The 25,654-nt window shown below is 38.5% G+C and carries 26 protein-coding genes and 1 pseudogene; 18 read left to right on the top strand and 9 right to left on the bottom strand.

The features are described 5' to 3' along the window. Positions 1–50: 50 nt before the first annotated feature. Positions 51–794, bottom strand: a complete 744-nt coding sequence (nagB, locus tag CNQ82_RS12840; RefSeq protein ID WP_123145578.1) for a glucosamine-6-phosphate deaminase — start codon at positions 792–794, stop codon at positions 51–53. A 446-nt stretch (positions 795–1,240) separates the two neighbouring features. Here nagB and CNQ82_RS12835 point away from each other — a divergent pair, with 446 nt between their 5' ends. Genes CNQ82_RS12835 through folE2 form a run of 3 tightly spaced genes read left to right on the top strand, consistent with a single transcriptional unit; the run spans position 1,241 to position 3,173 of the window. Next, complete coding sequence (locus CNQ82_RS12835; protein ID WP_164711979.1) at positions 1,241–1,600, top strand: YojF family protein; 360 nt, start codon at positions 1,241–1,243, stop codon at positions 1,598–1,600. Between the two features lie 12 nt (positions 1,601–1,612). Next, positions 1,613–2,278, top strand: coding sequence for a bacillithiol biosynthesis deacetylase BshB2 (bshB2, locus tag CNQ82_RS12830; protein WP_123145576.1), 666 nt, complete (start codon positions 1,613–1,615; stop codon positions 2,276–2,278). Positions 2,279–2,294: 16 nt separating this feature from the next. Further along, on the top strand, positions 2,295–3,173 hold the full coding sequence (gene folE2 / locus CNQ82_RS12825; protein WP_123145575.1) for a GTP cyclohydrolase FolE2: 879 nt from the start codon (positions 2,295–2,297) through the stop codon (positions 3,171–3,173). Positions 3,174–3,452: 279 nt separating this feature from the next. Here the strand turns inward: folE2 and CNQ82_RS12820 are convergent, their stop codons facing one another. Next, the gene (locus CNQ82_RS12820; RefSeq protein ID WP_123145574.1) at positions 3,453–3,563 is read right to left on the bottom strand and encodes a type I toxin-antitoxin system Fst family toxin; all 111 of its coding nucleotides are present in this window, start codon (positions 3,561–3,563) and stop codon (positions 3,453–3,455) included. Between the two features lie 397 nt (positions 3,564–3,960). Between CNQ82_RS12820 and CNQ82_RS12815 the strand changes: the two are divergent. Further along, a pseudogene (locus CNQ82_RS12815) lies at positions 3,961–5,329 on the top strand (MFS transporter). A 754-nt stretch (positions 5,330–6,083) separates the two neighbouring features. Here the strand turns inward: CNQ82_RS12815 and thiD are convergent. Continuing rightward, positions 6,084–6,914 (bottom strand): bifunctional hydroxymethylpyrimidine kinase/phosphomethylpyrimidine kinase, encoded by an 831-nt coding sequence (thiD, locus tag CNQ82_RS12810; protein ID WP_123145573.1) that lies wholly within the window; start codon positions 6,912–6,914, stop codon positions 6,084–6,086. 174 nt (positions 6,915–7,088) lie between these two features. On the opposite strand from thiD, the gene CNQ82_RS12805 reads away from it, so the two are divergent. From CNQ82_RS12805 to CNQ82_RS12785, 5 genes are all read left to right on the top strand, one after another. After that, positions 7,089–7,754 carry a uracil-DNA glycosylase gene (locus CNQ82_RS12805; protein ID WP_123145572.1) on the top strand — a complete coding sequence of 222 codons (666 nt, stop codon included), beginning with the start codon at positions 7,089–7,091 and terminating at the stop codon, positions 7,752–7,754. Then, positions 7,747–8,103 carry a DUF5327 family protein gene (locus tag CNQ82_RS12800; RefSeq protein WP_123145571.1) on the top strand — a complete coding sequence of 119 codons (357 nt, stop codon included), beginning with the start codon at positions 7,747–7,749 and terminating at the stop codon, positions 8,101–8,103. The genes CNQ82_RS12805 and CNQ82_RS12800 overlap by 8 nt, the downstream gene beginning before the upstream one ends. Before the next feature lie 98 nt (positions 8,104–8,201). Then, entirely contained in the window at positions 8,202–8,570 is a 369-nt protein-coding gene (locus CNQ82_RS12795) for a DUF423 domain-containing protein (protein ID WP_095107333.1), read from the top strand. Between the two features lie 66 nt (positions 8,571–8,636). Next, on the top strand, positions 8,637–10,175 hold the full coding sequence (locus CNQ82_RS12790; RefSeq protein ID WP_123145570.1) for an APC family permease: 1,539 nt from the start codon (positions 8,637–8,639) through the stop codon (positions 10,173–10,175). 170 nt (positions 10,176–10,345) lie between these two features. Beyond that, the gene (locus tag CNQ82_RS12785) at positions 10,346–10,972 is read left to right on the top strand and encodes a DedA family protein (RefSeq protein ID WP_123145569.1); all 627 of its coding nucleotides are present in this window, start codon (positions 10,346–10,348) and stop codon (positions 10,970–10,972) included. Between the two features lie 69 nt (positions 10,973–11,041). On the opposite strand, the gene CNQ82_RS12780 is transcribed toward CNQ82_RS12785, so the two are convergent. The 4 genes from CNQ82_RS12780 to hemQ form a co-directional block, all read right to left on the bottom strand. Next, positions 11,042–11,830 carry a hypothetical protein gene (locus tag CNQ82_RS12780; RefSeq protein ID WP_164711978.1) on the bottom strand — a complete coding sequence of 263 codons (789 nt, stop codon included), beginning with the start codon at positions 11,828–11,830 and terminating at the stop codon, positions 11,042–11,044. Positions 11,831–12,004: 174 nt separating this feature from the next. Continuing rightward, positions 12,005–12,466 carry a threonine/serine exporter family protein gene (locus tag CNQ82_RS12775; protein WP_123145567.1) on the bottom strand — a complete coding sequence of 154 codons (462 nt, stop codon included), beginning with the start codon at positions 12,464–12,466 and terminating at the stop codon, positions 12,005–12,007. 13 nt (positions 12,467–12,479) lie between these two features. After that, positions 12,480–13,262 (bottom strand): threonine/serine exporter family protein, encoded by a 783-nt coding sequence (locus tag CNQ82_RS12770; RefSeq protein WP_123145566.1) that lies wholly within the window; start codon positions 13,260–13,262, stop codon positions 12,480–12,482. A gap of 866 nt (positions 13,263–14,128) precedes the next feature. Further along, a complete protein-coding gene (gene hemQ / locus CNQ82_RS12765) occupies positions 14,129–14,878 on the bottom strand; it encodes a hydrogen peroxide-dependent heme synthase (protein WP_123145565.1) in 750 nt (249 codons plus the stop codon). 163 nt (positions 14,879–15,041) lie between these two features. Between hemQ and pta the strand changes: the two genes are divergently transcribed. The 6 genes from pta (at position 15,042) to CNQ82_RS12735 (ending at position 20,890) form a co-directional block, all read left to right on the top strand. After that, the gene (gene pta, locus CNQ82_RS12760) at positions 15,042–16,031 is read left to right on the top strand and encodes a phosphate acetyltransferase (RefSeq protein WP_123145564.1); all 990 of its coding nucleotides are present in this window, start codon (positions 15,042–15,044) and stop codon (positions 16,029–16,031) included. Further along, positions 16,031–16,870: a lipoate--protein ligase family protein gene (locus CNQ82_RS12755; protein ID WP_123145563.1), complete on the top strand. Its 840-nt coding sequence runs from the start codon at positions 16,031–16,033 to the stop codon at positions 16,868–16,870. The genes pta and CNQ82_RS12755 overlap by 1 nt, the downstream gene beginning before the upstream one ends. Positions 16,871–17,305: 435 nt before the next feature. Then, positions 17,306–18,229: a mevalonate kinase gene (gene mvk / locus CNQ82_RS12750; protein WP_123145562.1), complete on the top strand. Its 924-nt coding sequence runs from the start codon at positions 17,306–17,308 to the stop codon at positions 18,227–18,229. 6 nt (positions 18,230–18,235) lie between these two features. Further along, positions 18,236–19,231, top strand: coding sequence for a diphosphomevalonate decarboxylase (gene mvaD, locus CNQ82_RS12745; RefSeq protein WP_123145561.1), 996 nt, complete (start codon positions 18,236–18,238; stop codon positions 19,229–19,231). Further along, complete coding sequence (locus CNQ82_RS12740; RefSeq protein WP_123145560.1) at positions 19,228–20,304, top strand: phosphomevalonate kinase; 1,077 nt, start codon at positions 19,228–19,230, stop codon at positions 20,302–20,304. The genes mvaD and CNQ82_RS12740 overlap by 4 nt, the downstream gene beginning before the upstream one ends. A 244-nt stretch (positions 20,305–20,548) precedes the next feature. Beyond that, a complete protein-coding gene (locus tag CNQ82_RS12735) occupies positions 20,549–20,890 on the top strand; it encodes a YuzB family protein (protein ID WP_095106780.1) in 342 nt (113 codons plus the stop codon). A gap of 326 nt (positions 20,891–21,216) precedes the next feature. Here the strand turns inward: CNQ82_RS12735 and CNQ82_RS12730 are convergent, their stop codons facing one another. Both CNQ82_RS12730 and CNQ82_RS12725 read right to left on the bottom strand, forming a co-directional pair. After that, positions 21,217–22,047, bottom strand: a complete 831-nt coding sequence (locus CNQ82_RS12730; protein ID WP_123145559.1) for a nuclease-related domain-containing protein — start codon at positions 22,045–22,047, stop codon at positions 21,217–21,219. A gap of 308 nt (positions 22,048–22,355) precedes the next feature. Continuing rightward, the gene (locus CNQ82_RS12725) at positions 22,356–22,589 is read right to left on the bottom strand and encodes a hypothetical protein (protein WP_095106774.1); all 234 of its coding nucleotides are present in this window, start codon (positions 22,587–22,589) and stop codon (positions 22,356–22,358) included. Between the two features lie 264 nt (positions 22,590–22,853). Here CNQ82_RS12725 and CNQ82_RS12720 point away from each other — a divergent pair, with 264 nt between their 5' ends. The 3 genes from CNQ82_RS12720 to CNQ82_RS12710 all read left to right on the top strand — a co-directional run bounded on the left by CNQ82_RS12720 (position 22,854) and on the right by CNQ82_RS12710 (position 25,637). Further along, positions 22,854–23,420: a flavodoxin family protein gene (locus tag CNQ82_RS12720; protein ID WP_123145558.1), complete on the top strand. Its 567-nt coding sequence runs from the start codon at positions 22,854–22,856 to the stop codon at positions 23,418–23,420. Positions 23,421–23,818: 398 nt separating this feature from the next. Beyond that, positions 23,819–24,295 (top strand): GNAT family N-acetyltransferase, encoded by a 477-nt coding sequence (locus tag CNQ82_RS12715; protein ID WP_123145557.1) that lies wholly within the window; start codon positions 23,819–23,821, stop codon positions 24,293–24,295. Positions 24,296–24,338: 43 nt separating this feature from the next. After that, positions 24,339–25,637, top strand: a complete 1,299-nt coding sequence (locus tag CNQ82_RS12710; RefSeq protein ID WP_095106766.1) for an HD domain-containing protein — start codon at positions 24,339–24,341, stop codon at positions 25,635–25,637. The last annotated feature ends 17 nt before the right edge of the window (positions 25,638–25,654 follow it).

Genomic DNA, 25,654 nt, shown 5'->3' with positions numbered 1-25,654 from the left:
AATATACCCCGCAGTAGCGAAATCAAACACGGCACATATTTCTGTATTACCTAAACATCTCGTCCCATATCATCTGGAGCTGCTGCATCATCTACATAAATTTCCACATTCGGATGCTCATATAAAATAGTCGCAGGCACATCAGCATCTTCAACCCCGCTTGCCAATTTGGTAATAGCCGCTTTCTTTTTCTCACCAAAAGCCAGCAAGATAATCCGTTTCGCAGACATAATAGTAGAAAGCCCCATAGAAATCGCCTGTTTCGGCACCTCATCCTCATTGTCAAAATAACGACTATTCGCACGAATCGTACTTTCAGTTAAATCTACAACACGCGTCTTACTCTCCTTAGAAGTCCCAGGCTCATTAAACCCGATATGACCATTCTCGCCAATGCCTAGAATCTGAATATCCGCAGGCCCACGTTCTCGAACCAATTGTTCATAACGCTCAGCTTCCGCATCTAAATCCTCAGCATCACCCACAGGCACATGCACACGGCTCGCCGTGAAAAAAGGATACTGATCGAACAAGACATTCTGCATATATTGATGATAACTTTCAGGATGCGTTTGCGCTAAACCCACATACTCATCCAAGTTGAACGTCTCGACCTTAGAAACATCCACATCATTCATCTTCAACAAATTGACGAAATGCCCATATACATCCACCATAGTGCCGCCAGTCGCTAACCCTAACTTACTCTCAGGATTACGCTCAATCTGGTTGAACAACTCACACGCTGTATAAAACGACGCATCATGGCGATTACCTAAATTAATAATCTTCACTGATATCCTCCTTCGGGAAAAAAGTAATGGGAGAGGAGCAGACTGAATAAGAGTGCCCCTAACACGACACCAGGTCTCTTTCAGTCCATTCCAACTCTGAATACACACCTATTATAACGACGGCAAACATAAACAGATAGTAAAGCACTTTAAAATTCCAGAAATATCACTTTAACCTCTTTAGAAACTCGCCGAACAGTTATATAATTAAAATATTGTTTCTAAATTATGAACGGCATGGGCAAGAGAAAAATCTTATTTAAATTGTCGGAATAAATTGAGCAAGACGATATATTTATATCCGCAGATTTAGTACAATAAAGTGATACAAGTCACGGTAACGCAACAGTTACTGTTAATAAATACTGAATATAATGAAGTAAAATATATAAATGAATTACTAAACTAATTCTATTTGTTGCGTTTTACGCAAGGGAGTGAAGGAATTGGAACCGATTGAATACGAGAAAGTTCAAGCATTGCTTGAATCGTATGTAGACCAGCCGGTTTATCTGCATGTCGAGACGACGAACGGGGCATATGCGAATCATTTCGATCAACGCGTCTTTAATGCAGGGACTTTTTTAAGAAATATAAAGGTAGTTTTTGAACATGCCAAACTGAAAGGCGGGGGCAAAGATCCGTTCAGAGTAGGCTTGAAACTGCAAGATAATGGCTGGGTTTATGTGCAAGGTTTGACGCATTATGAAGTCAATGAGAATAATGAATTTTTATTAGCAGGTTTTAATTATGAAGGACAGTTAGCTGCAACATTAGAAATCAGCACTGTTCCTTTCCAAATATAAGGAGGACGTAACATGTCAGAGGAAAGCCAAGTACTCGTTATTTTTCCGCATCCTGACGATGAGACGTTCTCATCAGCAGGAACATTAGCGCGCTATATCGATAATGGCGTGCCTGTAACATATGCTTGTTTGACACTCGGTCAGATGGGCCGTAATTTGGGGAATCCACCGTTTGCGACACGAGAATCACTTCCGGAAATTCGTGAACGTGAATTGGAAGAAGCTGCGAAAGCAATCGGTATCAAAGATTTACGCAAGATGGGGTATCGCGATAAAACAGTAGAATTCGAACCTTATGAAAAAATTGATGGGATGGTGCAGTCTTTAATTGAAGAGCTTCATCCTTCATTAATTATTTCATTTTATCCAGGGTATGCGGTACATCCTGATCATGAAGCAACTGCAGATGCGGTAATCCGCACAGTCGGCCGTATGCCAGAAGATGAAAGACCACGTTTGCAACTGGTCGCATTCAGCAATGATGCTATTGAAGAATTAGGGGAACCTGACGTAGTCAATGACATCAGCGAGTACAAAGAAATGAAATTAAACGCATTTAAAGCACATGCATCACAGTCTGGTCCGTTCTTGCAACAATTAGCAGAACCGCAAGTGCCAGACGAAGCCAAAGGTTTTTTAGAACAAGAAGCCTATTGGACATATAAATTTGAATCATAAGTGGAGGCGCACACAGATGAGTGAATTTGATTTAACAACACGTGAAGGTCGTTGGAGACACTTCGGTTCTGTTGATCCAATCGAAGGTACAAAGCCTACTATAAAAGAAGAAATGACCGATTTACAAAGTACACATAAAGATTTTTTATTCGAAATTGAAGAAGTAGGAATTAAAAATTTAGTTTATCCAGTAGTGATAGATGATTATCAAACAGCAGGTACTTTCGCTTTCTCCACAAGTCTGACTCGTGAAGAAAAAGGTATCAACATGAGCCGTATCTTAGAAAGTGTTGAGAAACATTATGACAATGGATTAGAACTGACATTTAATAATTTAGAAGCTGTTTTGCATACTTTAGAAAAACACATGAAGCAAAGTTCAGCAGGCGTAGATGTATCTGGCAAATGGTTCTTCAATCGTTATAGTCCAGTTACTAATATGAAAGCGGTAGGCAACGCGGACGTAACATATGGCTTAGCTGTAGCAGGCAATCAAGTGACACGTAAAGAATTGACAATTCAAGCCACAGTTACTACATTGTGCCCATGTTCGAAAGAAATCAGCGAATATTCCGCACATAACCAACGCGGTGTCATTACTGTGAAGATGTACATCGATCCTTCAGCAACTTTACCGACAGATTATAAAGAAATTATTTTAGATGCTATGGAAGCGAATGCCAGCTCTATTTTATATCCGATTTTAAAACGTCCAGATGAAAAAAGAGTAACAGAACGCGCTTACGAAAATCCGCGCTTTGTCGAAGATTTAATTCGTTTGATTGCAGCTGATTTAGTTGAATTAGATTGGACAGAAGGCTTTGATATAGAATGCCGCAATGAAGAGTCTATTCATCAACATGATGCATTCGCAAAATTAAAATATAGAAAATAAAGCTAAAATATCACACTCTTGGGAGAGAAGACGGAAGTAAGAGTTATTTTATGTCTCTCTGTCTCAAGAGTGTTTTTTCATTTATTAAATCATGGTTGACTAAGCTGAAATTATTTTTCAAGTTATAGCCGAGTATCTGTGATTATTGGTTGCATAATAAAGGAGTCTTCTGTATAATAAAATTATAAAATATCAGTCGTAAAAAATGACACACCAAACCCCACTCATTAAGGCCATAATGAATGGGGTTATTTCTATGTATCTACAGGTGTTGGTTAATTATTTATTTTTATGTTTTTCGCTTAACCAATGCGTGAACAATGCGATAACACAACCGCTAATTGTGGAAAATAGCGTCGTAATTAAAGCACTGATGAAAATATCAGCCATAGCGCATCACCTCCTTTGCGGAGGATTGCGCTATATATGATAGCGACCTTATTATTATACTACTATCCATAGTGCAAGTATATTATTTTTAATTATTATAAATTTTATAAAAATGATGAACTTTACGCTCTTTTTTTAACTTTTTCTCAAAGAGGACGACAGAATATGTCATAGCTTTTATCGATCGATTTGCTATAAAAAATTATTATTATCTTCAAAAATTGTACACAATCTCCTCTTACGCAAATTTTTATAACCACAACTTATTTGTAAATTTAGCCACGAAAACTACAAAATCGTTAAAAATGTTAATTATTGTATTTTTGAAAAGTTGTTGTTTGATACTTTTGAATAGTGGTATATAATTACATATGTTTTATCACTAAACGTAGAGGAGATGAAAGTACATGCGTTTAAAAACAAAATTAATCGCGTGGATGCCAGTGTGGCTAAGAGGAGTGTGGTCGCAACTGGGATTGGTAACGCTATGGAATGGTTTGACTTCGGTCTCTATTCTTATTTAGCTGTTATCATCAGTAAGAACTTCTTTTCAGATGTTCAAAATGATCAATTAAAATTAGTATTTACTTTTGCAACGTTTGCAATTGCATTTTTATTACGCCCTGTCGGAGGTATTGTCTTCGGTATTATTGGGGATAAATTCGGACGGAAAATTGTATTGACCATCACAATTGTAATGATGGCTATTTCTACAGTACTGATCGGTTGTCTGCCGACGTATGGACAAATAGGAGTATGGGCACCGATTCTATTATTAGTCGGAAGGGTTGTCCAAGGATTTTCAACTGGAGGAGAATATGCAGGAGCTATGGTGTATGTAGCTGAAACAGCACCTGATAACCGACGTAATTCATTGGGAAGCGGATTAGAAATCGGTACTTTATCAGGATATATTGCTGCTTCCGTACTATGCGGTGTTTTATTCTTCTCATTATCAGATGCGCAAATGGCCGCATGGGGTTGGAGAATTCCCTTCTTCTTCGGTCTGATTTTAGGTTTTGTCGGACTATACTTAAGAACACATTTACAAGAAACACCAATATATGAAAATGAATTATCTAGTGGAAGCGAACGTGATAAAATCAGCTTTTGGACAAGTGTCCGCTTCTATTACAAAGACATTATTGTTTGTTTCGTAATGGTCGTATTCTTTAATGTAACGAACTATATGGTAACCTCATATTTGCCGTCTTATTTAGAAGAAGTGATTGGCGTCAAAAATGGTATGGTAACCGTCTTGATAACTTGTATCATGGCGATCATGATTCCGCTAGCATTATTCTATGGTAAAACAGCAGATAAGATTGGTGATAAGAAAGTAATGTTATTTGGTTTAAGCGGTGTGATTCTCTTCAGTATTTTGGCATTCTGGTTGATTAACTTCAAAGCCATTTTGCCGGTCGCAATCGGAATTTTAATCTTAGGAATTTTCTTAGCGACATACGAAGGAACGATGCCAGGCACACTGCCGACAATTTTCTTTACACATATACGCTATCGTACATTAGCAATTACCTTTAATGCCGGCGTTTTATCTGACAGCCATTAGTATCATTGGTTTCTTGGTTATCTTCTTTTTGCATACTAATACTGCCAGCAGGTCTTTAAAAGGATCATATCCAAATGTTGATACTGAGGAAGACTTTGAAAAAGCAGCCAACAATCCTAAAGAATCATTATGGTGGGTGCAAGAAAAGAAAAAACGTGAAAAAGATACAGGTATTGATATGGAAGGCATTAATTAAATAGAAAGATAGAGACACGGGGAGTTTTCAATGACATGGACTCTCCGTGTTTTCTTTTATCAAAAAAATAAATAAAGCACCGCTGTCAAACCTGAAGGGACAAATCAGGCAACGGGTGAGAGGGACAATCTCACCAGTGACAGGGTGCTCTATTTTTAGGGTGAGTCTGCAAGTTATATCAGGGGAAATACAACTTACGACTAAATTAAATTCAATGATTAGATTATTAATGCAATCGCATTTCATGTTTCGTTCAGGATATGAAATTTACGTCTATTTAGGAGGTTATACGCGATTTTGATGCATTATGGATTGAGAGGGAGCTCTGACATTTAGGGTGGGCAGAAAGGTGTAACGATTACCATTAGAAATCTGTATTTAGGATTGCCTCGGATTTACATTACAGTCGCTCCCTCTACACTCATTATTGTATTCAATTTCCTTTTCAAAAACATGAGTCCTGAGTATCAACTTTTACTCCGACTAATTACCGAGAAGGTGAAAGTTGCAATTTCTGAAAAAAGTTGTTCGGTTGAAAACTTGGAAAGTGGTTAATGCTGTGAAATGCAGAACAATGAAGAGGGAGCGTAAAAGAGGTTCGAACCTTTATTGAGTAGGGTGGCTCGGAAAACTGTCTAGGCAAGGATGGCGAGTGAACTGACCCCTAACATACGGCCGACACCCCATAAATCGCCCCACACAAAAAAGCTGAGACATTCAACAATGCCTCAGCCTCTATCCAACTCACTTAAAATTATACTTCTTTAACGTCAACGTCGATTTTTTCGATACGGTTATAAGCACCATGAACAACGGGACCGACGAAATCGTTCATTTTCCAACCATGTTTAATCGCAGAAGCCACAAAGGCTTTCGCATTAACCACTGCATCTTTAGGAGATTGGCCATTTGCCAAGTTAGCAGTTGTCGCAGCTGCGAACGTACAACCCGCACCGTGGTTATAACTTTGTTGGAACATATCAGTAGTTAATTGATAGTATTTGTCGCCATCGTAATACAAGTCATAAGATTTCTCTTGATCTAACGCTTTGCCACCTTTAATGATTACATTCTCAGCACCTTGATCATAAATGATTTTCGCTGCTTTTTTCATGTCATCAATCGATTTCAAAGTACCTAAACCAGACAATTGACCCGCTTCAAACAAGTTTGGTGTTGTAACAGTTGCTTTCGGCAATAAATATTTAATCATTGCATCTGTATTGCCAGGATTCAATACTTCATCTTCACCTTTGCAGACCATTACCGGGTCCACCACAAAATATTTCGCGCCAGATTCAGTAAACGCTTCACCTGCACGTTGAATAATTTCCTCAGAACCTAACATACCCGTTTTGACAGCATCAGGACCGATAGAAATCGCCGTTTCCAATTGCTTGTTGAACAACTCAAACGGAAGCGGAGTCACATCATGCGACCAAGTTTTCGGATCCATCGTTACCACCGCCGCCAAAGCGACCATGCCGTACGTATCCAACTCTTGGAACGTTTTCAAATCTGCTTGCATACCAGCCCCTGCACTTGTATCAGAGCCGGCAATCGTTAAAACCTTTTTCAAAGCCATAAACCATACACTCCTTCACGAACTCTTTATTACTATTTTATCACGTTTAAATCACAAGAAACATCTTCTTGCACCCTAACCCTCCTTACAGGAAAGAAAGCTTCAGAAAGCGGGGCACCCCTAAGAGTGCTCAAATCTTTATGTCCTATGTTATGATAACGATGAGGTGATTCCATGAACTGGTCAGAAGTATTTCATGACATTACAAGTCGACACGATTTTAAAGCAATGCATGATTTTTTAGACAAAGAATATTCAACTAAAACGGTTTATCCAGATAAAGAAAATATATATCAAGCCTTCGATTTAACCCCCTTCGACAAAGTGAAAGTCGTTATTATCGGTCAAGATCCTTATCATGGCCCGAAACAAGCCCACGGTTTAGCTTTTTCAGTGCAGCCAGAAGGAAAATTTCCGCCATCTTTACGCAATATGTATAAGGAATTGGAAGACGATATCGGATGCAGACGTACGGTATCGCATTTGCAAGACTGGGCCAGAGAAGGCGTCCTGCTCTTAAACACTGTTTTAACTGTACGTAAAGGCGAAGCGGCCTCACACCGTAATATCGGCTGGGAAGTTTTTACAGACGAGATTATTAAAGCGGTTTCTGAGTATCGCGACCATGTTGTTTTCATTCTATGGGGCAAACCCGCACAACAAAAGGAAAGACTGATTGATACATCAAAACATGCAGTGATTAAATCTGTACATCCGAGCCCATTATCAGCTTATCGCGGCTTCTTCGGCTCTAAGCCTTATTCTAAAGCGAATGCATATTTAGAAAAATTCGGCGAAACACCCATCGATTGGTGCGGAGAGGAGGCGCAGCGTGGATAAAGATAAAATTATCGCGTTGATTGAGCAAGAACTCGTACAGGCAGATGAGGCAGGGAGTGAAGCGGATTTTCAAAAACACATGTATGCCATTCACACACTGACAGCGCTGTATACAGACAGTGCGCCAGCATCCCAACACAGACAAGTACAGCAATCTACATCTAACCAGACGTCCGGCGCCTCTATGCCGAGCACAAACAGTACTACACACAATAAGGTGTCAGTTGCAGAAATCGAAGCAATGGGCGGCAAAGTAAACACATCAAATACATCGACACCACCTGGCAATTCCAATAAAATGGTAACTGATGATGAACTTGGCAATGGAGATTCCATCTTTGATTTTTAGGTAATCGAAGAAGAGAACAAAGTTGCAGTCAGCAAACAAACGCACTCACATATTTTATTATTTTTATAAAGGAGAATTTCAGAATGAATCTTAAATCAATGAAAACATTTCTAGCATTAGGTGCAGGAGCTGCAGCACTTTCAGTTGCAACAGGCGCATTCGGTGCCCACGCTTTAGAAGGCAAATTATCAGAACACTATATAGATGTTTGGCAAAAAGCCACACAATACGAAATGTATCACAGCTTAGGCTTAATCGGCATCGGTATCTTAAGTGGTACAACAAAAATGAATTTGAAAGCAGCAGGATGGATGATGTTCGGCGGAATTGTCATCTTCAGCGGCTCACTTTACGTATTATCATTAACACAAATCAAACCATTAGGCGCAATCACTCCAATCGGCGGTGTTCTCTTTATTGCGTCATGGGTGACTTTATTGGCACAAGCTTTAAAAATTAAAAAATAAACCGCAAAATACGTTCAAAAACTCGCCTCACAGGGTATAATGTATCGAATGAGGTGAGTTTTTATTATGGGACAGACAAATAAAGAAAATATCCATAAAAAAGTAGATCGCGGAGATTTACAGCAAAACCTATCAGAGAAATTCGTTTGGGCCATTGCTTACGGCTCATGTATCGGTTGGGGTTCCTTTATCCTGCCGGGTGACTGGATTAAACAATCCGGTTCCATTTCCGCAGCCATCGGAATTACCATCGGGGCATTACTGATGATTGTTATCGCCGTCAGTTATGGCGCACTCGTCGAACACTTTCCAGTTTCCGGCGGTGCATTTGCATTCAGTTACTTAAGTTTCGGACGTTATGTCAGTTTCTTCTCATCATGGTTCCTGACATTCGGTTACATTTGCGTAGTGGCCTTGAACGCCACCGCCTTTAGTTTACTGTTGAAATTTATGTTGCCAGGCGTGCTAGAACACGGCAAGCTATATACTATTGCAGGATGGGATGTTTATTTAACTGAAATCATCATTGCTACTGTTTTATTACTCGTATTTATGTTGATTACCATTCGCGGAGCCCATGTATCAGGCAGCTTGCAGTATTATTTCTGCGTTGCGATGGTCATTGTCGTATTACTCATGTTCTTCGGTTCATTTTTCGGAAAGGACTTTGCGTTCAGCAACTTGCAGCCTTTAACAGCCGCACATGAAGGATGGTTTACATCTATTATCATGATTGTCGCTGTCGCACCATGGGCATACGTCGGATTCGACAACATTCCGCAAACAGCAGAAGAATTCAGCTTTTCACCAAACAAAACATTTAAACTGATCGTTTATAGCTTACTGGCCGCAGCAGGTACATACATTCTGATGATCTTATACACTGCATGGTTAGGCAAAAGCGGTTTAAGCTTAAACGGGAATCTTTGGGTGACAGGAGCAGTTACAAAATCAGCATTCGGTTATGTCGGACTTGCAGTACTTGCGATTGCAATTATCATGGGAATCTTTACAGGACTCAACGGCTTCCTAATGAGTGCCAGCAGACTCCTCTTCTCAATGGGACGTTCAGGCATTATGCCGAAAGTCTTCAGCAAACTGCATCCCGTTTATAAAACACCATACGTCGCGATTATCTTCCTAGTCGCTCTAACCTTAATCGCACCATGGCTAGGACGTACCGCGCTGACATGGATTGTCGATATGTCGTCAACAGGCGTATCCGTAGCCTATCTCATCACATGCTTATCAGCAGCGAAACTATTCAGCTACAACAAGGCAAGCAACACCTACGCACCCATCTACAAGACCTTTGCCATTATCGGTTCAATCTTTGCAGCCATCTTCCTAGGACTACTACTTATTCCAGGATCACCCGCTGCACTATCCGTGCCATCCTATATCGCCTTGGCCGGTTGGTTGATACTCGGACTCATCTTCTTTGTCGTCCGTTATCCTAAACTGAAGAACATCAACAAAGACGAACTCAGTCGCTTAATTCTGGATACGAGCCAAGCTAAAGTTGAATCCATGATAGACGAACCCGATTCGGAAAAAAAAGCCCTGGAGAGCAGGGACCCACAAAAGAGAAAAACTAATTCATAAAAATACAGAAGCGATGAAAACCAAGACGCGTTTTCATCGCTTCTTTTTTTACTGATAAGCTACCTACAAGGATATTACTTGCAATGGGTTATGAAATTATATAAGTTATTAAAAGCAAACAAAATCACACTTTGAATTTGTTTGTTTAAAAATGTATTAGGAGGAACAATATGGAAAAAATGGTCGAGCAATTTATCGATCAATTTGGTTACCTCGGTGTTTTCTTATTAATTGCTTTAGAAAACATTTTTCCACCCATACCATCAGAGTTGATTTTAACTTTCAGCGGCTTTTTAACCTTGCATTCTAAGATGCATGTTATTGGTGTAATTATTGCTGCAACCCTTGGTTCTGTATTTGGTGCCATCGTGCTGTACTTTATTGGACGCTTCTTATCTATAGAACGTTTGCAGAAATTGGCAAATGGTAAAACAGGCAAGATACTGCGTTTTAAAGCGGAAGATTTAGAAAAAGCAGACCACTGGTTTGATCATCACGGTAAGAAAATTGTCTTCTTTGCGCGCTTTATTCCAGTTATCAGAAGTCTGATTTCAATTCCGGCAGGTACAACCAATATGCCGCTCGCATCGTTTTTAATCTTAACTACACTCGGAACACTAATTTGGAATACAGTACTCGTCCTACTTGGTCAACAAGCTGGTGAAGCATGGCCGAAGATTTCTGCCGCATTCGATTCATTCTCAAGTATTGTACTTATTGTCTTAATTATTTTACTTATTATCGGTATTATATACTTTGTGAAGCAACGATTTGGCAAATCTAAATCAGACGAGTAAACAAATAACAAGGACCAGGATGTTAATTTGTCCTGGTCCTTGCTCTTTATTATTTTTTTCTCAACATCCTTAGAAATGCATATAAACAGGAAACAAATCAAATTGAGAATAGATATAAATATCTTTTTCAGGAATATTTAATTTTTTGCTTATATCTTCTAAAATAACTTCCTTAGGTTCTTTGCTAAACAAATTATAATAATACTTATCGTCTTTTTCTGTTTGATAACGCCAAGCGCCAAGATATCTCAAATGACTGACGTCAGGTTTTTGACCTGTACCTTTGACAGAAACAGAATAGCTGAGATAGAGTTCATCTTCCGGCTTAGGGCAATGCTTTCTGATACGACGATTGATTAAAATGTTGATAATCAATAATACTACAAAGACGCCTATCATGATTTCTATGGGTATCACAAGTGTAGATGATGGTTTGCCAAGTGCAGTAAAGTAAGCCCACAATGCTACACAAATAAACATAGTGAGAACTGCTAAACTAAAAATAATGCGTTTGAAAAAACTGAGATATTCGTGTTCTGCAGCTTTAGTATCTGTCAAGTTATAAAGTGGATTATCTTTTTCTTCTAAGTAGCTGTAAAGAACAGTATATTTAGAGTAATTCAGTTGTTTCGCATAAACGGAAAGGAATGGACTGTTTTCTTGGTGGGAGTTCGCTTTCTTCAAATCCTCCGTCTTAGCAAAGGTCACTTGCAGTTGAGTATCTTTAACGGCTGGATTTTTCTCGAAAGTATAAATGCCGTTTTTAATATTTGTCAGCATATAACCTTCTTTTTGCTGTGCTTCTAAGTAACTAATTTCCGAAGGACTGCCTTTAAAATGAAATTTGAGTTTTTGCATGATGTAAGTGCCTTCTTTCATTTTTTCGTGGTCAATAATATTACCTCTTAATTATATTTTAAATATTCTGAATACTAACTGCAATCCTTTTTAGCGAAATTTTATAAAAATAACAGTAAAGAAACTCAAAATGTTCACGTTTCTTCACTGTTCATTAAAAATTTATTGATTCTTTTATTTGAGAGACTGCTTTTTCAGCAAAGTACTTTTTCCACTAACCACTAAGCGGGCAATTTGATCTGCGAATAATAAACCGGCCGCAATTGCACCGGCAATCAAAGTGACTTCTAACATTGTCTTTACTGCATTACCGAATTGCAGAATAACCAGGCTCTTTGTAGTATCAAATGCAAGTCCTCCAGGAACAAGCGGTATAATACCAGGTACCATAAAGATGATCACAGGTTCCTTTTTAATACGGGCCATAATATGACTTAAGAGACCTAAGGCTAAACTGCCGAAGAAGGAAGCATAGATAGTATGTAATTCTAGGCCGCGGAATAAGACAATATAAACCATCCAGCCACAAGCACCTACCAGGCCAGCCCAAATATACATCCGCTTAGGCGCATCGAAAATAACACAGAAGAAGAGAGAAGCGATACAACTGAAAATAAAGTTTAATAACCAAAACATGAGTATATCCCTCCTAAAAAATTAACAACATCGTGCCGACGCCTGCTCCGATACCGAACGAAGTCACGAGCGCTTCTAAAGATTTCGTCGTAAACATCATCATATGACCGCCGAACAGATCTTGAATCGCATTAGTAATCAACACTCCTGGTACAATCGGCATGACTGCAGCAATAATAATGGCTGATAAAGAACCATCAGGAATCATCGTATGCCCGAAAATAGCAATCGCTCCAATAACCGCCGAACCTAGAAATTCGGGAATAAATAACGTCTTCAAATTAGCACGATACAACGATTCAACCACCAAATAACCAAAACTACCCGCAAATATAGTCGCCAAAATATCCACAAAATTACCCGTCTGCAAATACAAGAAACTAACAGAAATAATAGCCGCTGCAATCCCTTTATAAATTAAATCATGCGTTTGTTGCGCTTTATAAATCCGCTTCAACCTCTCATAAGCTTCTTCAAGCGTCATCTGCCCAGCACTTAACTTTCGCGACACAGAGTTCGTTTGAGAAATCTTAATCAAATTTGTATCTCGCGACTCGATCCGATACATTCGCGGCGTAGTGTGATTATCAAGCAGAAAGTTGATCACCGTATTCGTCACAAAACTATTACTTTCACGATACCCCAACGTTTCAGCCATCCGGGTCATCGTACCTTCCACCCGCGTACCCTCAGCCCCCGATTCCAGCAAAATACGGCCCGCTAACATAATCGCATCCTTAGCCAACTTTTCCTCTGGCGTATCTTCAATATAACTATTTCTATTATCCTTAATCATCTCATCACTCATTTAATAACTATTATTTATAAATATATAATTTCCGACTTTTGTGAAAATTATAGGAGTTATTACGATTATGTCTTAAAAACCACAGATACTCAAGGTATTATTTTGTAATATTCCTGTAAAACTTTTGAAAAGAAAACTTTAGAGAGGGGCAAAAATGAAAAGATTTTTCTTATCTTAAAAATAATAATTCAAAAGAAAAAGTCTGTTATAATAACTTAGTAAATTAAGAATATAAATTAAAAATAATAGAGTAGTAGTTGTGTGAAGCCTTTATAAAGCTATTTGTTTAATTGTCTTTATAAGTAGGTTGCGTATATTTATAATTTTAGAAAATAGAAAATTTATTAGAATTAAATGTATTGAGAAATAATGTTTTAACCATTATGTTATGTTTCAAATATTTCAAAACGGTTAAAGTTAAAGTGGTTGGCTGTTGAAGCTTGTTAACTGGGTAGCGACGGTTGACATCGTTTCACAGTTAACCAGCTAACAAGTAGTGGCAAAGTTCTCCAAGGACACTACACAAGGGATGAGCGACACTGTATTTACAAGCCATACATGTGTGCGCTTTATAGGCAGATACTGCCGGCATTGAGAGTGAGAGATGCCTTTGGTCAGTGCCACTATTGTTCGAACTGTGCTAGACAGGCAGCGTACATGTGGTACATAGGTGTCGCTCACTTCTTAATGTTGTGCAGTCATCTGTCTCTATTTTTTCATAGAAACAATATATTTAAATAGATAATAAAAAGAGGAACTTGCTTCTAGTGAGTAGGCAAGTTCCTTTCGTGTTTATACATAGTAAATTCGCATATTAAAAGGACATCTCTGCTCGAGATGTCCAGACATAGAAATTATAATCTAAAGAATGTTTCTAATGTTTCTTCAGGTAAGATGTGTCCTACGAAGAAACTGCCGAAATCGCCATAACGCGCTGTTGTTTCATCAAAGCGCATTTCATACACGATTTTTTTGAATTGTAACGGGTCTTTCGCGAATAATGTCACGCCCCATTCATAATCGTCAAAGCCGACTGATCCGGTGATAAATTGTTTGATTTTACCAGCATATTTACGACCAATCATACCGTGGTCATACATCAATTTCTTACGTTCTTCCATTGATAACATATACCAGTTGTAAGTTTCATTACGACGTTTATTCATAGGATAGAAACAAATGTAGTCTGAATGTGGTAATTCAGGATATAAACGGGCTTTTACATGCGGATTTTCATATGGGTCTTCATCTGATTTACCAGCTAAGTAGTTGCTGAGTTCGATGATAGAAACATATGAATAAGTAGGAACTAAATAATCCGCAATACGTAATTTATTAAGTGCGAGCTCGATTGAGTTCAATTCTTGCATTTCAGGGCGTAGCACCCATAAAAAAATGTCTGCTTTTTGACCTGTAATATTATAAAGTGCGTGGTCACCATTATGGTCATCACGTACTGATGCTAATTTGTCCAAGAAATCATGGAATTCTTGAACGATTTGAATACGGTCTTCATCAGGTACAAGACGCAATGTAGGCCAATCTACTGCATAGAATAGATGGAGACTGTACCATCCATCTAAAGTTTCTGCTGCTTGACTCATTTAAATCGCTCCTTTTACTATCTGTTATTTCACTAAAAATTCTATCATAAAGCGTGATTGAAATCATAGAAATTGATTATGTTTTACTGCGTGAAATGTTGCTGCAAATGGCGTATAATTAAGGATGGTAAAAAATAAAACTCGTAAATTTGAGGAGGACATTATGCCTAGTTTATTAAATGTATTACAAGACAAACTTTCAGGGAAAAACGTAAAAATCGTATTGCCGGAAGGTGAAGATGAACGTGTATTGACAGCAGCAGTAAAATTACATTCAACTGATTATGTAGAACCTATTGTTTTAGGTAATGCTGACAAAGTTCAAGCGCTTGCTGAAGAAAAAGGTTTAGATATTTCTGGAATTGAAATTATGACACCTGAAACAAGTGATTTGAAAGCAGAACTTGTGGAAGCTTTTGTTGAACGTCGTAAAGGCAAAGCAACAAAAGAACAAGCAGAAGATATGTTGAATAATGTAAATTACTTCGGAACAATGCTTGTGTATACAGGCAAAGCGGACGGACTTGTAAGTGGTGCAGCACATTCAACTGGCGACACTGTACGTCCAGCATTGCAAATTATCAAAACTAAACCAGGTGTATCTAAAACATCAGGTGTCTTCTTTATGATTAAAGGTGACGAGCAATATGTTTTCGGCGATTGTGCTATCAACCCTACTTTAGAAGCGGCAGACTTAGCAGAAATTGCAGTAGAAAGTGCGAAAACAGCTAAAAGTTTCGGTATGGACCCACGCGTAGCTTTATTAAGCTTTTCAACTAAAGGTTCAGCAAAATCTGACGATGTAGAAAAAGTAGAATCAGCTACTAAACAAGCACAAGAAAAAGCTGAAGAAGAAGGTTTGAGTGATGTCGTTATCGACGGTGAATTCCAATTTGATGCGGCTATCGTTCCTAAAGTAGCAGCGAAAAAAGCACCGGATGCAAAAATCAAAGGTGACGCTAACGTATTCATCTTCCCAAGCCTAGAAGCGGGTAATATCGGTTATAAAATTGCACAACGTTTAGGCGGATATGAAGCTATCGGACCTGTATTGCAAGGCTTAAATTCACCAGTAAACGACTTATCACGCGGTTGCTCTACTGAAGATGTCTATAATTTATCAATCATCACTGCAGCACAAACTTTACAATAATGGATTTAGTGCAGAAATACTTTAATGACTCAGATTGGCGCTACATCGATCATTCAACAGGTTTAGCGCCGATGCAGTCATTTGCATTTGATGATACCTTTTCAGAAAGTACGGGCAAGGATTTGTCATGCAGTGTGGTCCGTACTTGGATTCACCAGCACACCGTTATATTAGGTACGCATGATGCACGTTTGCCGCATTTAAATGATGGGATTCGTTATCTGGTCGATGAATGTGGTTACAACGTGATTGTGCGCAATTCTGGCGGTTTAGGTGTTGTATTAGATCAAGGTATTTTAAACATCTCTTTAATTTTCAAAGGGAAGACTGAAGTTTCAATCGACGAAGCTTTCAATTTGATGTATGAACTCATTTGTAAAATGTTTGAAGATGAGCAGGTTCAAATTGATACCAAGGAAATTGAACGTTCGTACTGTCCAGGAAAGTTTGATTTAAGTATTAATGATAAGAAATTTGCCGGTATCTCACAAAGACGGGTACGCGGCGGTATTGCAGTCCAAATTTATTTGTGTGTTGAAGGCTCTGGAGCTGGAAGGGCTGAAATGATGCGTCATTTCTATCAACGTGCACTGCAAGGCGAAGAAACGAAATTCAAGTATCCAGACATCGACCCATCTTGTATGGCGTCATTAGAAGACTTGCTCGGGCACCCGCTCACTGTCAATGAGGTCATGTTCAAGTTGCTTTATGCGCTTAAAGCGTTAGGGGCGACTTTGAATATGGATCCAGTTACTGATGAAGAATGGGAGCGTTTTGAAAAATATTTCGATCGTATGATAGAACGTAACGCGAAAATTAATGCAAAAATGGACGATTAAAATATGGAGATGTGAATAGCTGCAACGCTGGCACATCTCCTATTTGTGCGCATCGATAGAAAATAATCGCAGAGTTTTATGTCAAATTTATGTCTAAATCATTTAAATCATTTGTAGTTTTAGGTAAAATAAGAGAGAAGTTTATTAGCAGGTCTTAATTTTTCCATCTTAGGTAGTATAGAATTGAGTAAAAGTTAAGTTATAATAAGACGGTATTTAAACATTTTCCGTAAAATTATAGTAATATTTAAGCGGAATGTTTAAAATAAACAGAGTATATAAAGATAATAAGTATATGAGAAGAATGCTTTAATTAAGAATCTAACTAGTCATTGATAAGTATAGAAAGAAAGTGGCTGGCTGTTTTGGCATGCACGCAAGCGATGCATAGGTATCCTTCGAGAAATTTGGGAAAGTGTTAAAGGTGATGAGAGTATGACACGAAAAGGCTACGGAGAATCAAACGGTAAAATTATATTAGTTGGAGAACATGCGGTCACGTTCGGTGAACCTGCGATTGCAATTCCTTTTTCATCAGGAAAAGTAAAGGTCACAATTGAAGAAATGCCTGAATTAGCTGTTTCAACGATGATAAGTGATGTATATGAAGGAGAAATTGCTTATGCTCCAGAACATCTTCATGCCTTAATCAGCAGATTCGAAGCGGAGAGTCATATCCAATCACCTGTTATGATTAAAATTGATGCCAAGCTGCCGCCATCTAGAGGTTTAGGTTCAAGTGCCGCAGTAGCAGTAGCCTTTACGAGAGCAGCTTTCAATTATTTAGACAAACCATTGAGTGATGAGGAATTAATTGAACATGTCAATTGGGCAGAAATGATTGCACACGGCAAACCTAGTGGTGTCGATGCACAAACGATTGTTTCTAATCAACCGACTTGGTTTCAAAAGGGAGTATTTACTTCTTTAGAATCTTTGCAGCTCCCTGGCTATATGGTAGTTTTGGATATCGGTATAAAAGGGAATACCAAAGAGGCTGTACATGATGTCCATGAATTAGTCGATAATAATCATGAAAACAAACAATTTATTGAACGTATCGGACAACTCGTTCATTCAGCAAACCAAGCTATTACTACACGCAACTTTGATTTGCTGGCAGAAATTTTTAATGAATGTCAGTCATACTTAGCAACATTAACTGTCAGTCATCCGAAGATTGATAAGTTGTTGAGTGCTGCCAAACAAGCAGGGGCAGTGGCAGGCAAGCTGACAGGAAGCGGTCGCGGCGGAAGTGTGATTACGCTTGTTAAGGATTATGCTACTGCTAAAAAAGTAGTAAAAGCAGTAACGCAAGCTGGCGCACAGCATACTTGGATAGAGAGTTTAGGAGGGTAATTCAAAGTGGCGAAAACTGGCAAAGCAAGAGCACACACTAATATTGCGTTAATTAAGTATTGGGGAAAAGCAGATGAAGCGTTGATTATCCCGATGAATAATAGTATCTCTTTGACGCTGGATAAATTTTATACAGAAACACGTGCAACTTTTGATGCAGCGTTCACAAAAGATACTTTCTTTTTGAATGGCGAAGAAGCAGATGAAAAGGAAACAAAGAAAATTTCTGCTTATTTAGATTTGGTCAGAGAACGTGCTGGTACTGGACTAAAAGCACGAATTGATAGTACTAACTTTGTACCGACAGCAGCAGGTTTAGCTTCTTCAGCAAGTGCCTTTGCAGCGCTCGCAGCAGCTTGTAATGAAGCGTTAGGTATGGGTCTTTCACATAAAGATTTATCAAGACTTGCAAGACGCGGTTCTGGTTCTGCATGCAGAAGCATCTTCGGCGGTTTTGCTGAATGGGAAAAAGGACACGATGATGCTTCTTCATACAGTCATCCAATCGATGCTGATCATTGGGAAGATGAACTGTCTATGATTTTTGTAGTGATTAATAACCAATCTAAGAAAGTGAAAAGCCGTGCAGGTATGTCGTTGACCCGTAATACTTCGCGTTTTTATCAATATTGGATGGACCACGTTGAAGCGGATATTGTAGAAGCTGAAGCGGCAATTCAAGAGAAAGACTTTAAACGTTTGGGAGAAGTGTTGGAAGCTAATGGTTTACGCATGCATGCAACGAATCTAGGTGCGCAACCTCCATTTACTTACTTAGTTGCTGACAGTTATGAAGCGATGTCGCTTGTACATGAATGCAGAGAAGCGGGCATTCCAGCTTACTTCACTATGGATGCCGGCCCTAATGTAAAAGTGCTAGTTCAAAAGAAAGATCAGCAAGCAGTGATTGATAAACTCACTTCATATTTTGCTCCAGAACAAATTATTGCCAGCGACATCGGCACAGGTGTTGAAATTCTAAATGAGGAAGATGAATTATGATTCAAGTCAAAGCGCCCGGTAAATTATATATCGCAGGAGAATATGCAGTGACAGAGCCCGGCTATAAGTCGGTATTAATAGCTGTGGACCGTTTTGTTACAGCGACTATTGAAGAAGCATCAGCTGCAACAGGAACTATCCATTCAAAAACGTTGCACCATGAACCGATTACTTTTCAAAGAGAAGAAGATAAGATTGTAGTATCGGATTCCAATGCTGCTAACCAATTAAAATACGTGATTACCGCAGTAGAAGTATTTGAGCAATATGCGAAGAGCTGTGGCAAAGAATTGAAGCATTTCGACTTAGTAATTGACAGCAACTTAGATGATGCTTCTGGGCATAAATATGGCCTTGGCTCCAGCGCAGCAGTGCTGGTTTCGGTCGTAAAGGTTTTAAATGAGTTTTACGAACTCGATTTAGCCAACTTGAATATTTATAAGTTAGCTGTCATCGCGAATATGAAATTACAAAGTTTAAGTTCATGCGGCGATATTGCGGTCAGTGTCTTTACCGGATGGCTCGCTTACAGTACCTTCGACCATGATTGGGTCATGCAGCAAATTGAAACGTCATCTGTTGCAGAAGTGGTGAAGAAAAACTGGCCTGGGCTTTATACTGAACCACTTCAAGCTCCCGAAAACATGGAAGTGTTAATCGGATGGACCGGCTCTCCAGCCTCTTCTCCTTATTTAGTGAGCGAAGTCAAACGTTTGAAATCCGACCCGATTTTCTACGGTCATTTCCTAGAACAATCACAATCTTGTGTTGAACATTTAATTTATGCATTTAAAACCAATAATTTAAAAGGTGTTCAAGCTATGATTCGTCGTAATCGCTCTATTATCCAACAAATGGATCAAGAGGCGAATGTCGATATTGAAACACCGCAATTAAAATTATTATGTGATATTGCTGAGACATACGGCGCAGCGGCCAAAACATCAGGTGCAGGCGGCGGAGATTGCGGTATCGCAATTTTGGGCGAGCATAAAGAACGCGCTGCGATTTATAACAGTTGGAGAGCGTCAGAAATCAAGCCGCTACCGTTTCATGTCTATCAAGGTCAATAAAGAACGAGAAGCTGTCGAACCGCAAACAGGTGAATATGCGGCCAGGCAGTTTTTTTCGTTGTGTTTGGATAGAGTGTGTTTGGGATGGCGGGCTGAAAGTATCGCGAGAGGTCGTCAAGAGTGCGAGACGCGAATTCACTCTTGAAATTTTACGGAAAAAGGGTAAAATAGATAAAGTTGAAATACGATGAAAAATGAACTGAATGAGAACTTGATTAATAGATAAAGAGAGGTGGACAAAGCAGTGCAAAACAAATTCTTGATTTGTGATGATTGCCAAGCCGTCAATTGCAAATCCCTAGAAAGAAAATTGAAGAAATTAGATCCCGAAGCTGAAATTGAAATAGGGTGCCAATCATACTGCGGTCCAGGTCGCAGAAAAACATTCGCTTTCGTAAACAACCGTCCTCTTGCAGCTTTGACGGAAGACGAATTAATGGAAAAAGTTGAAAAACAACTCCAAAAACCACGCGACCCAGAAGAAGAAGAGCGCTTGCGTAAACGTAACGAAGAACGTAAACGTCGTAAAGAAGAGCAAGATCGTAAACTTAAAGAGAAATTGGCAAAACGTAAACAAGCCAAGTGATGATAGAGAATGAAGGGAACGGAGATATTAATTATTATATCTCCGCTCCCTTTATTTTTGGCTGATGAATTGATTTGAGATTATACAGCGGGGCTATGTGGATGGAGTTGTGTAATCTAGACACAAGTTTCAGAGAAGTGTCTAGAAAAGGGGTGAATCTAGACACAAGTTTTTAGGAAGTGTCTAGAAAAGGGTGTAATCTAGACACAAGTTTCAGAGAAGTGTCTAGAAAAGGGTGTAATCTAGACACAAGATTCCGAGAAGTGTCTAGAAAAAACTCAGCCCCGTCAACCCCCGCGCCCGCCTACTGCCAGACCATCCCGCAATTACCACAACTCCATTTCTAGATAATAGCGTCTATCCTTCGTGATGCCGACATGTTTAAATGTAGTCATCAAGATTCTATAAAGCATCTTATGTTGATTGTTATTTCCCTTTTCACAATTGCACCATTTCATAGCTTCACTCAATGAAAACGGCTCACCTTTACATATAAACAATTCTATTAAATTATGATGAATCAAATCGACTTGCTTTAACTCATGCTTACAATGAGGGCATTGCCATAAACGTTTTCGTGCGAGTGGAGGAGCGAATGTGAGTTTCTGACATTTAGGACAACGTAATCCGGATTTCATAGTGTCGAACGGTAGACGTTCCACTTTGATGTATTTATTTTTACATGGGGAAAATTTTCTCAATAGCTTGTTCATAATATGAGAGTTGCGCTTAAAGCAACCGGCTTTCAATTTCTGTTTCAATTGGTTGAGTTCAGAACGAAGAAGGACTGTGCCTTGTTTTTTCAAAGCGAGAGGGTTAAGAAGTGTGAATTCGGGATGTGTGAATACCAGCGCGCTTATTACGGGGATGTCCACGCCTATTTCCTGCAATGTAGATTGTAAAAGGAGTTGGGCGCGATTCAATTGGTTGAAAGGGTTCTTATGAATAATTTTCTTATTATATTGATGCACTAAACTGCCTTCTTCTAAAAGATAAGGGCCACGATAATGTTTTATTTCAAAAATGTAAAGTGCTTCGCAAGTAAAGACAATAAAGTCAAACTCTACAAAAGAAAATTCTCCAAATTCAATGCGCTTTAAATACTGGCAATCAGGAAGTAATTGTAAAAAAATTATCGAAAAACCTTTCGCCTTCAATACCGCTTCTTGCCGCTAAATAAGCATTTTGATTAACTGAATACTGTGGGGAACGAAATTGTGTGGCTTCATAATAGGGGATAATATTAATGTTGAGGTACCTCCGAGGTGAATAAACTTTAATAACATTTTAAGCACAAACCTGAATTCAAGCAACAAAAAAGAGACAGAATCTGTAATTTCGCATTCACTCATTTAAAAGCGACTCATTTCAGATTCTGTCTCGAATGTTTATAAATAAAATAGTGCATAGTCCTTTCTATATCGACAAAATTCATAAGTGAAAATCAAGCATTTCTAATAGCTGCTTAATATACTTTCACATATGACCGACAAGCGTTCAGAACATCTTTAGTATAGAAATGACGCAGATTATCCTTCGTATAAGAAGGGATGAGTTGTTTTTTGTTGACCCACATGTCAATAACTGAAGACGGAATCCCATCGACTTCCATTTCAGATTCGTCTGTTACTAAAGTGTCCCAATCTAATGTCACAGGTTGGGAGTCAATATAAATGTTACCAAAGCTCGTATCATCCATATTATAATCACCTTTTTTAGTTTTTTAGTACCAGCAACTAATTTATGTGTGGTACTTGGGAAATACTTACAAAATTCAAATACCCACTCTCAAACCAAAATATTCATTATTTTTACAAAAAATTAATGTAAGATTCATCAAAATGGTATATTTAGATAAAGTGCCTTATAATAATAAAGTAATGTAAACGTTCACAACTGAATATTATTAAGGGATACATAAAAATAGCTTTAAAAGCGTTGAAATAAAGAGAGGAAGCGTCTTATGATTACAGTTTTATTTGGAGGTAGCAGACCAGCAGGGAACTCGGCAGAATTAGCAAAAATAACTTTACAAGATTTAGAATATAATTGGATTGACTTAACTCAATATCATTTTAATCCAGTCAGAGATGTTAGACACGACGAGCAAATCATCTCGGATTACAACGATGATTATAAAAATATTATAGACCAGGTACTAAAAAGCGACACCGTTTTATTAGTGTCACCTGTATATTGGTATAGCGTATCAGCTTCTATGAAAGCATTTATCGATCATTGGTCTGAAACTTTAAGAGATCCGAATTATCCAGATTTCAAAGAAAAAATGGCACAGATAGATTTTCGTTTGATTTTAGTCGGTGGAGATTGTCCTAAAATTAAAGCGAGACCTTGCATGCATCAAATAGAATATAGTCTTGAATTTTTAGGAGCAACTCTCAAAGATTATTTAATCGGTAATGCAAATGCCCCAGGAGAGATTGTGAAAGATACGTATGCAGTGAGAATTGCTGAAAAATGGAATTCAGAATTTAAATATAACAGCAAAACACTACAAGAAACAAAATAGAATGTAAGTCGTTCCAGATATTCATTAACGGAGGCAAGGCAGGAAAATCGTCTTGTCTCGTTTTATTTTTTTCAAGTTACAAGCACCACTCCAGTACACAACTCAAACTGAAAAGGAGGCATCACGATGCACAAAACGTTTAAAATCGTACAATATACATTGGTGATATTGACTTTAATCAGTTTTTTAGTAGGCCTAATCAGTCCGAATGAACAAGTCAAGTTTTGGACGAATATCACGATTTTTGTGTTGATTATTTGTCTATTCATTATCACTTTAATAATAGGGAAAAACAAAAGGTAAAGAACATAGGTGAGATAGCGTTCCACTCCCGTCCAAACTGGGACCTATGCTATAATTAAAATACTATTTTCGAAATTTATAAGGAGAGATTTGCCATGCGAAAAGTAAGAGAAGCAACACCAGCAGATGTCGTGAGCATTAGAGATGTCGCAACAAAAGCTTGGTACAATACTTATTTGAATATTTATGCTGCGAGAACAGTCAACGAATTGTTAGCAGCTGCATATAATGAACAACATTTAACTAAAAGATTGAAAGACCAGCTATTTTTAGTAGCCGAAGAAGACGGAGAGATTGTAGGGTTTGCCAACTTTATTAATGGCAGCGAGTTATTCTTATCCGCCCACTATGTACGTCCAGAATCTCAACGTAAAGGGTACGGAACTGATTTGTTAGAAGCTGGCTTGAAACATTTTAAAGGCCAATACGATGCAGTTTATCTAGAAGTAGATAATCAAAATACAGAAGGCGTTGAATATTATAAACAACATGGCTTTGAACTAGTACGTGCCTACCATCATGAAATGTATGGCGAGGTGATGGACTTAGCTTTAATGAAAAAAGAACTCTGAGTGAATCAATTGCAGAAATATCATCTACAAGGAGGGGAATCGGATGTCAGAGACAGATTACGGCACTAAAAAATTATTTGAAGAGAAAGTATTCAAAGATCCGATTCATCGTTACATTCATGTAAAAGATCAAGTTATTTGGGACTTGATTAAAACAAAAGAATTTCAACGATTGCGCAGAATCAAACAACTTGGAACACTTTATCTGTCATTTCATACGGCAGAACATAGTCGCTTCGGCCATTCTCTCGGCGTCTATGAAATCGTACGCCGGATTATAGACGAATCTTTCAGAGGAAGAGAAGCCTGGAATGATGCAGACCGTCCACTTGCCTTATGTGCAGCACTTTTACACGATTTAGGGCATGGTCCTTTTTCTCACAGCTTTGAAAAAATCTTTGATACCGATCACGAAGCATTCACTCAAGCCATTATTACTGGCGATACCGAAGTGAATGAAGTGCTCAGCCGTGTTTCACCGACGTTTCCGCAAGAAGTGGCAGAGGTGATTAATAAAACACATGAAAATAAACTCGTCATTTCGATGATATCTTCCCAAATCGATGCAGACCGAATGGATTATCTGCAACGTGATGCCTACTTTACAGGTGTGTCTTACGGTAAATTCGATATGGAACGGATTCTGCGTTTAATGCGTCCGACGAAAGATGAAGTGCTGATTAAAGAAAGCGGCATGCATGCAGTGGAGAACTTTATAATGAGCCGTTATCAAATGTATTGGCAGATTTATTTCCATCCTGTCAGCCGTGGCGGGGAAGTATTATTGAATAATACATTGAAACGGGCTAAAGAGTTATACCAAGACGGATATGAATTCGAACGTTTTCCAACTGACTTCATTCCATTTTTTGAAGGCACAATGACGATTGAACAATATGTAGATTTGGATGAAGCGGTAGTCCTTTATTACTTAAAAGAGTGGATTAAAGAACGTGACCCAATTTTAAGCGATTTAGCGCGCCGTTTCATTAACCGCGACTTATTCAAATTCTTGCCGTTCGATGGTTCGATTATTACTATGAATGAGTTGCGCGAACTCTTTGAAGAAGCGGGCATCAACCCGAATTACTATTTTGTCAGCGAGTCATTCTCCGACTTGCCTTATGATTATGACCGCCCGGGGTCTAACCGCCAGCCGATTCACTTGCTGCAACGTAATGGAAAGATACGCGAAATCAGCAGCCAATCTATGGTAATACAGAGCATTACGGGCATCAATCGCCAAGATTATAAATTATATTTCCCTAAAGAATTGATTTATAATATTGAAGATGACGCAATACGCGAACGTATCATCAGTATTTTAAACGAACTTAATTGATTAAATTGTGTTAGAAA

The organism is Staphylococcus debuckii, assembly GCF_003718735.1.
Classification (GTDB): Bacteria; Bacillota; Bacilli; order Staphylococcales; family Staphylococcaceae; genus Staphylococcus; species Staphylococcus debuckii.
The sequence above is the reverse complement of the archived record's forward strand: the minus strand, read 5'-3'. Positions and strand labels throughout refer to the sequence as shown.

Bases quoted from the DNA above. Each gene is read 5' to 3' on its own strand.
- CNQ82_RS12770 (WP_123145566.1), bottom strand. From the start codon at position 13,262: ATGATTAAGGATAATAGAAATAGTTATATTGAAGATACGCCAGAGGAA.
- CNQ82_RS12710 (WP_095106766.1), top strand. From the start codon at position 24,339: ATGTCAGAGACAGATTACGGCACTAAAAAATTATTTGAAGAGAAAGTA.
- CNQ82_RS12805 (WP_123145572.1), top strand. From the start codon at position 7,089: ATGAACTGGTCAGAAGTATTTCATGACATTACAAGTCGACACGATTTT.
- CNQ82_RS12755 (WP_123145563.1), top strand. From the start codon at position 16,031: ATGGATTTAGTGCAGAAATACTTTAATGACTCAGATTGGCGCTACATC.
- CNQ82_RS12820 (WP_123145574.1), bottom strand. From the start codon at position 3,563: ATGGCTGATATTTTCATCAGTGCTTTAATTACGACGCTATTTTCCACA.
- CNQ82_RS12775 (WP_123145567.1), bottom strand. From the start codon at position 12,466: ATGTTTTGGTTATTAAACTTTATTTTCAGTTGTATCGCTTCTCTCTTC.
- CNQ82_RS12725 (WP_095106774.1), bottom strand. From the start codon at position 22,589: ATGGATGATACGAGCTTTGGTAACATTTATATTGACTCCCAACCTGTG.
- pta (WP_123145564.1), top strand. From the start codon at position 15,042: ATGCCTAGTTTATTAAATGTATTACAAGACAAACTTTCAGGGAAAAAC.
- CNQ82_RS12740 (WP_123145560.1), top strand. From the start codon at position 19,228: ATGATTCAAGTCAAAGCGCCCGGTAAATTATATATCGCAGGAGAATAT.
- CNQ82_RS12790 (WP_123145570.1), top strand. From the start codon at position 8,637: ATGGGACAGACAAATAAAGAAAATATCCATAAAAAAGTAGATCGCGGA.
- CNQ82_RS12795 (WP_095107333.1), top strand. From the start codon at position 8,202: ATGAAAACATTTCTAGCATTAGGTGCAGGAGCTGCAGCACTTTCAGTT.
- CNQ82_RS12715 (WP_123145557.1), top strand. From the start codon at position 23,819: ATGCGAAAAGTAAGAGAAGCAACACCAGCAGATGTCGTGAGCATTAGA.
- folE2 (WP_123145575.1), top strand. From the start codon at position 2,295: ATGAGTGAATTTGATTTAACAACACGTGAAGGTCGTTGGAGACACTTC.
- thiD (WP_123145573.1), bottom strand. From the start codon at position 6,914: ATGGCTTTGAAAAAGGTTTTAACGATTGCCGGCTCTGATACAAGTGCA.
- CNQ82_RS12785 (WP_123145569.1), top strand. From the start codon at position 10,346: ATGGAAAAAATGGTCGAGCAATTTATCGATCAATTTGGTTACCTCGGT.
- bshB2 (WP_123145576.1), top strand. From the start codon at position 1,613: ATGTCAGAGGAAAGCCAAGTACTCGTTATTTTTCCGCATCCTGACGAT.
- CNQ82_RS12780 (WP_164711978.1), bottom strand. From the start codon at position 11,830: ATGCAAAAACTCAAATTTCATTTTAAAGGCAGTCCTTCGGAAATTAGT.
- CNQ82_RS12720 (WP_123145558.1), top strand. From the start codon at position 22,854: ATGATTACAGTTTTATTTGGAGGTAGCAGACCAGCAGGGAACTCGGCA.
- mvk (WP_123145562.1), top strand. From the start codon at position 17,306: ATGACACGAAAAGGCTACGGAGAATCAAACGGTAAAATTATATTAGTT.
- hemQ (WP_123145565.1), bottom strand. From the start codon at position 14,878: ATGAGTCAAGCAGCAGAAACTTTAGATGGATGGTACAGTCTCCATCTA.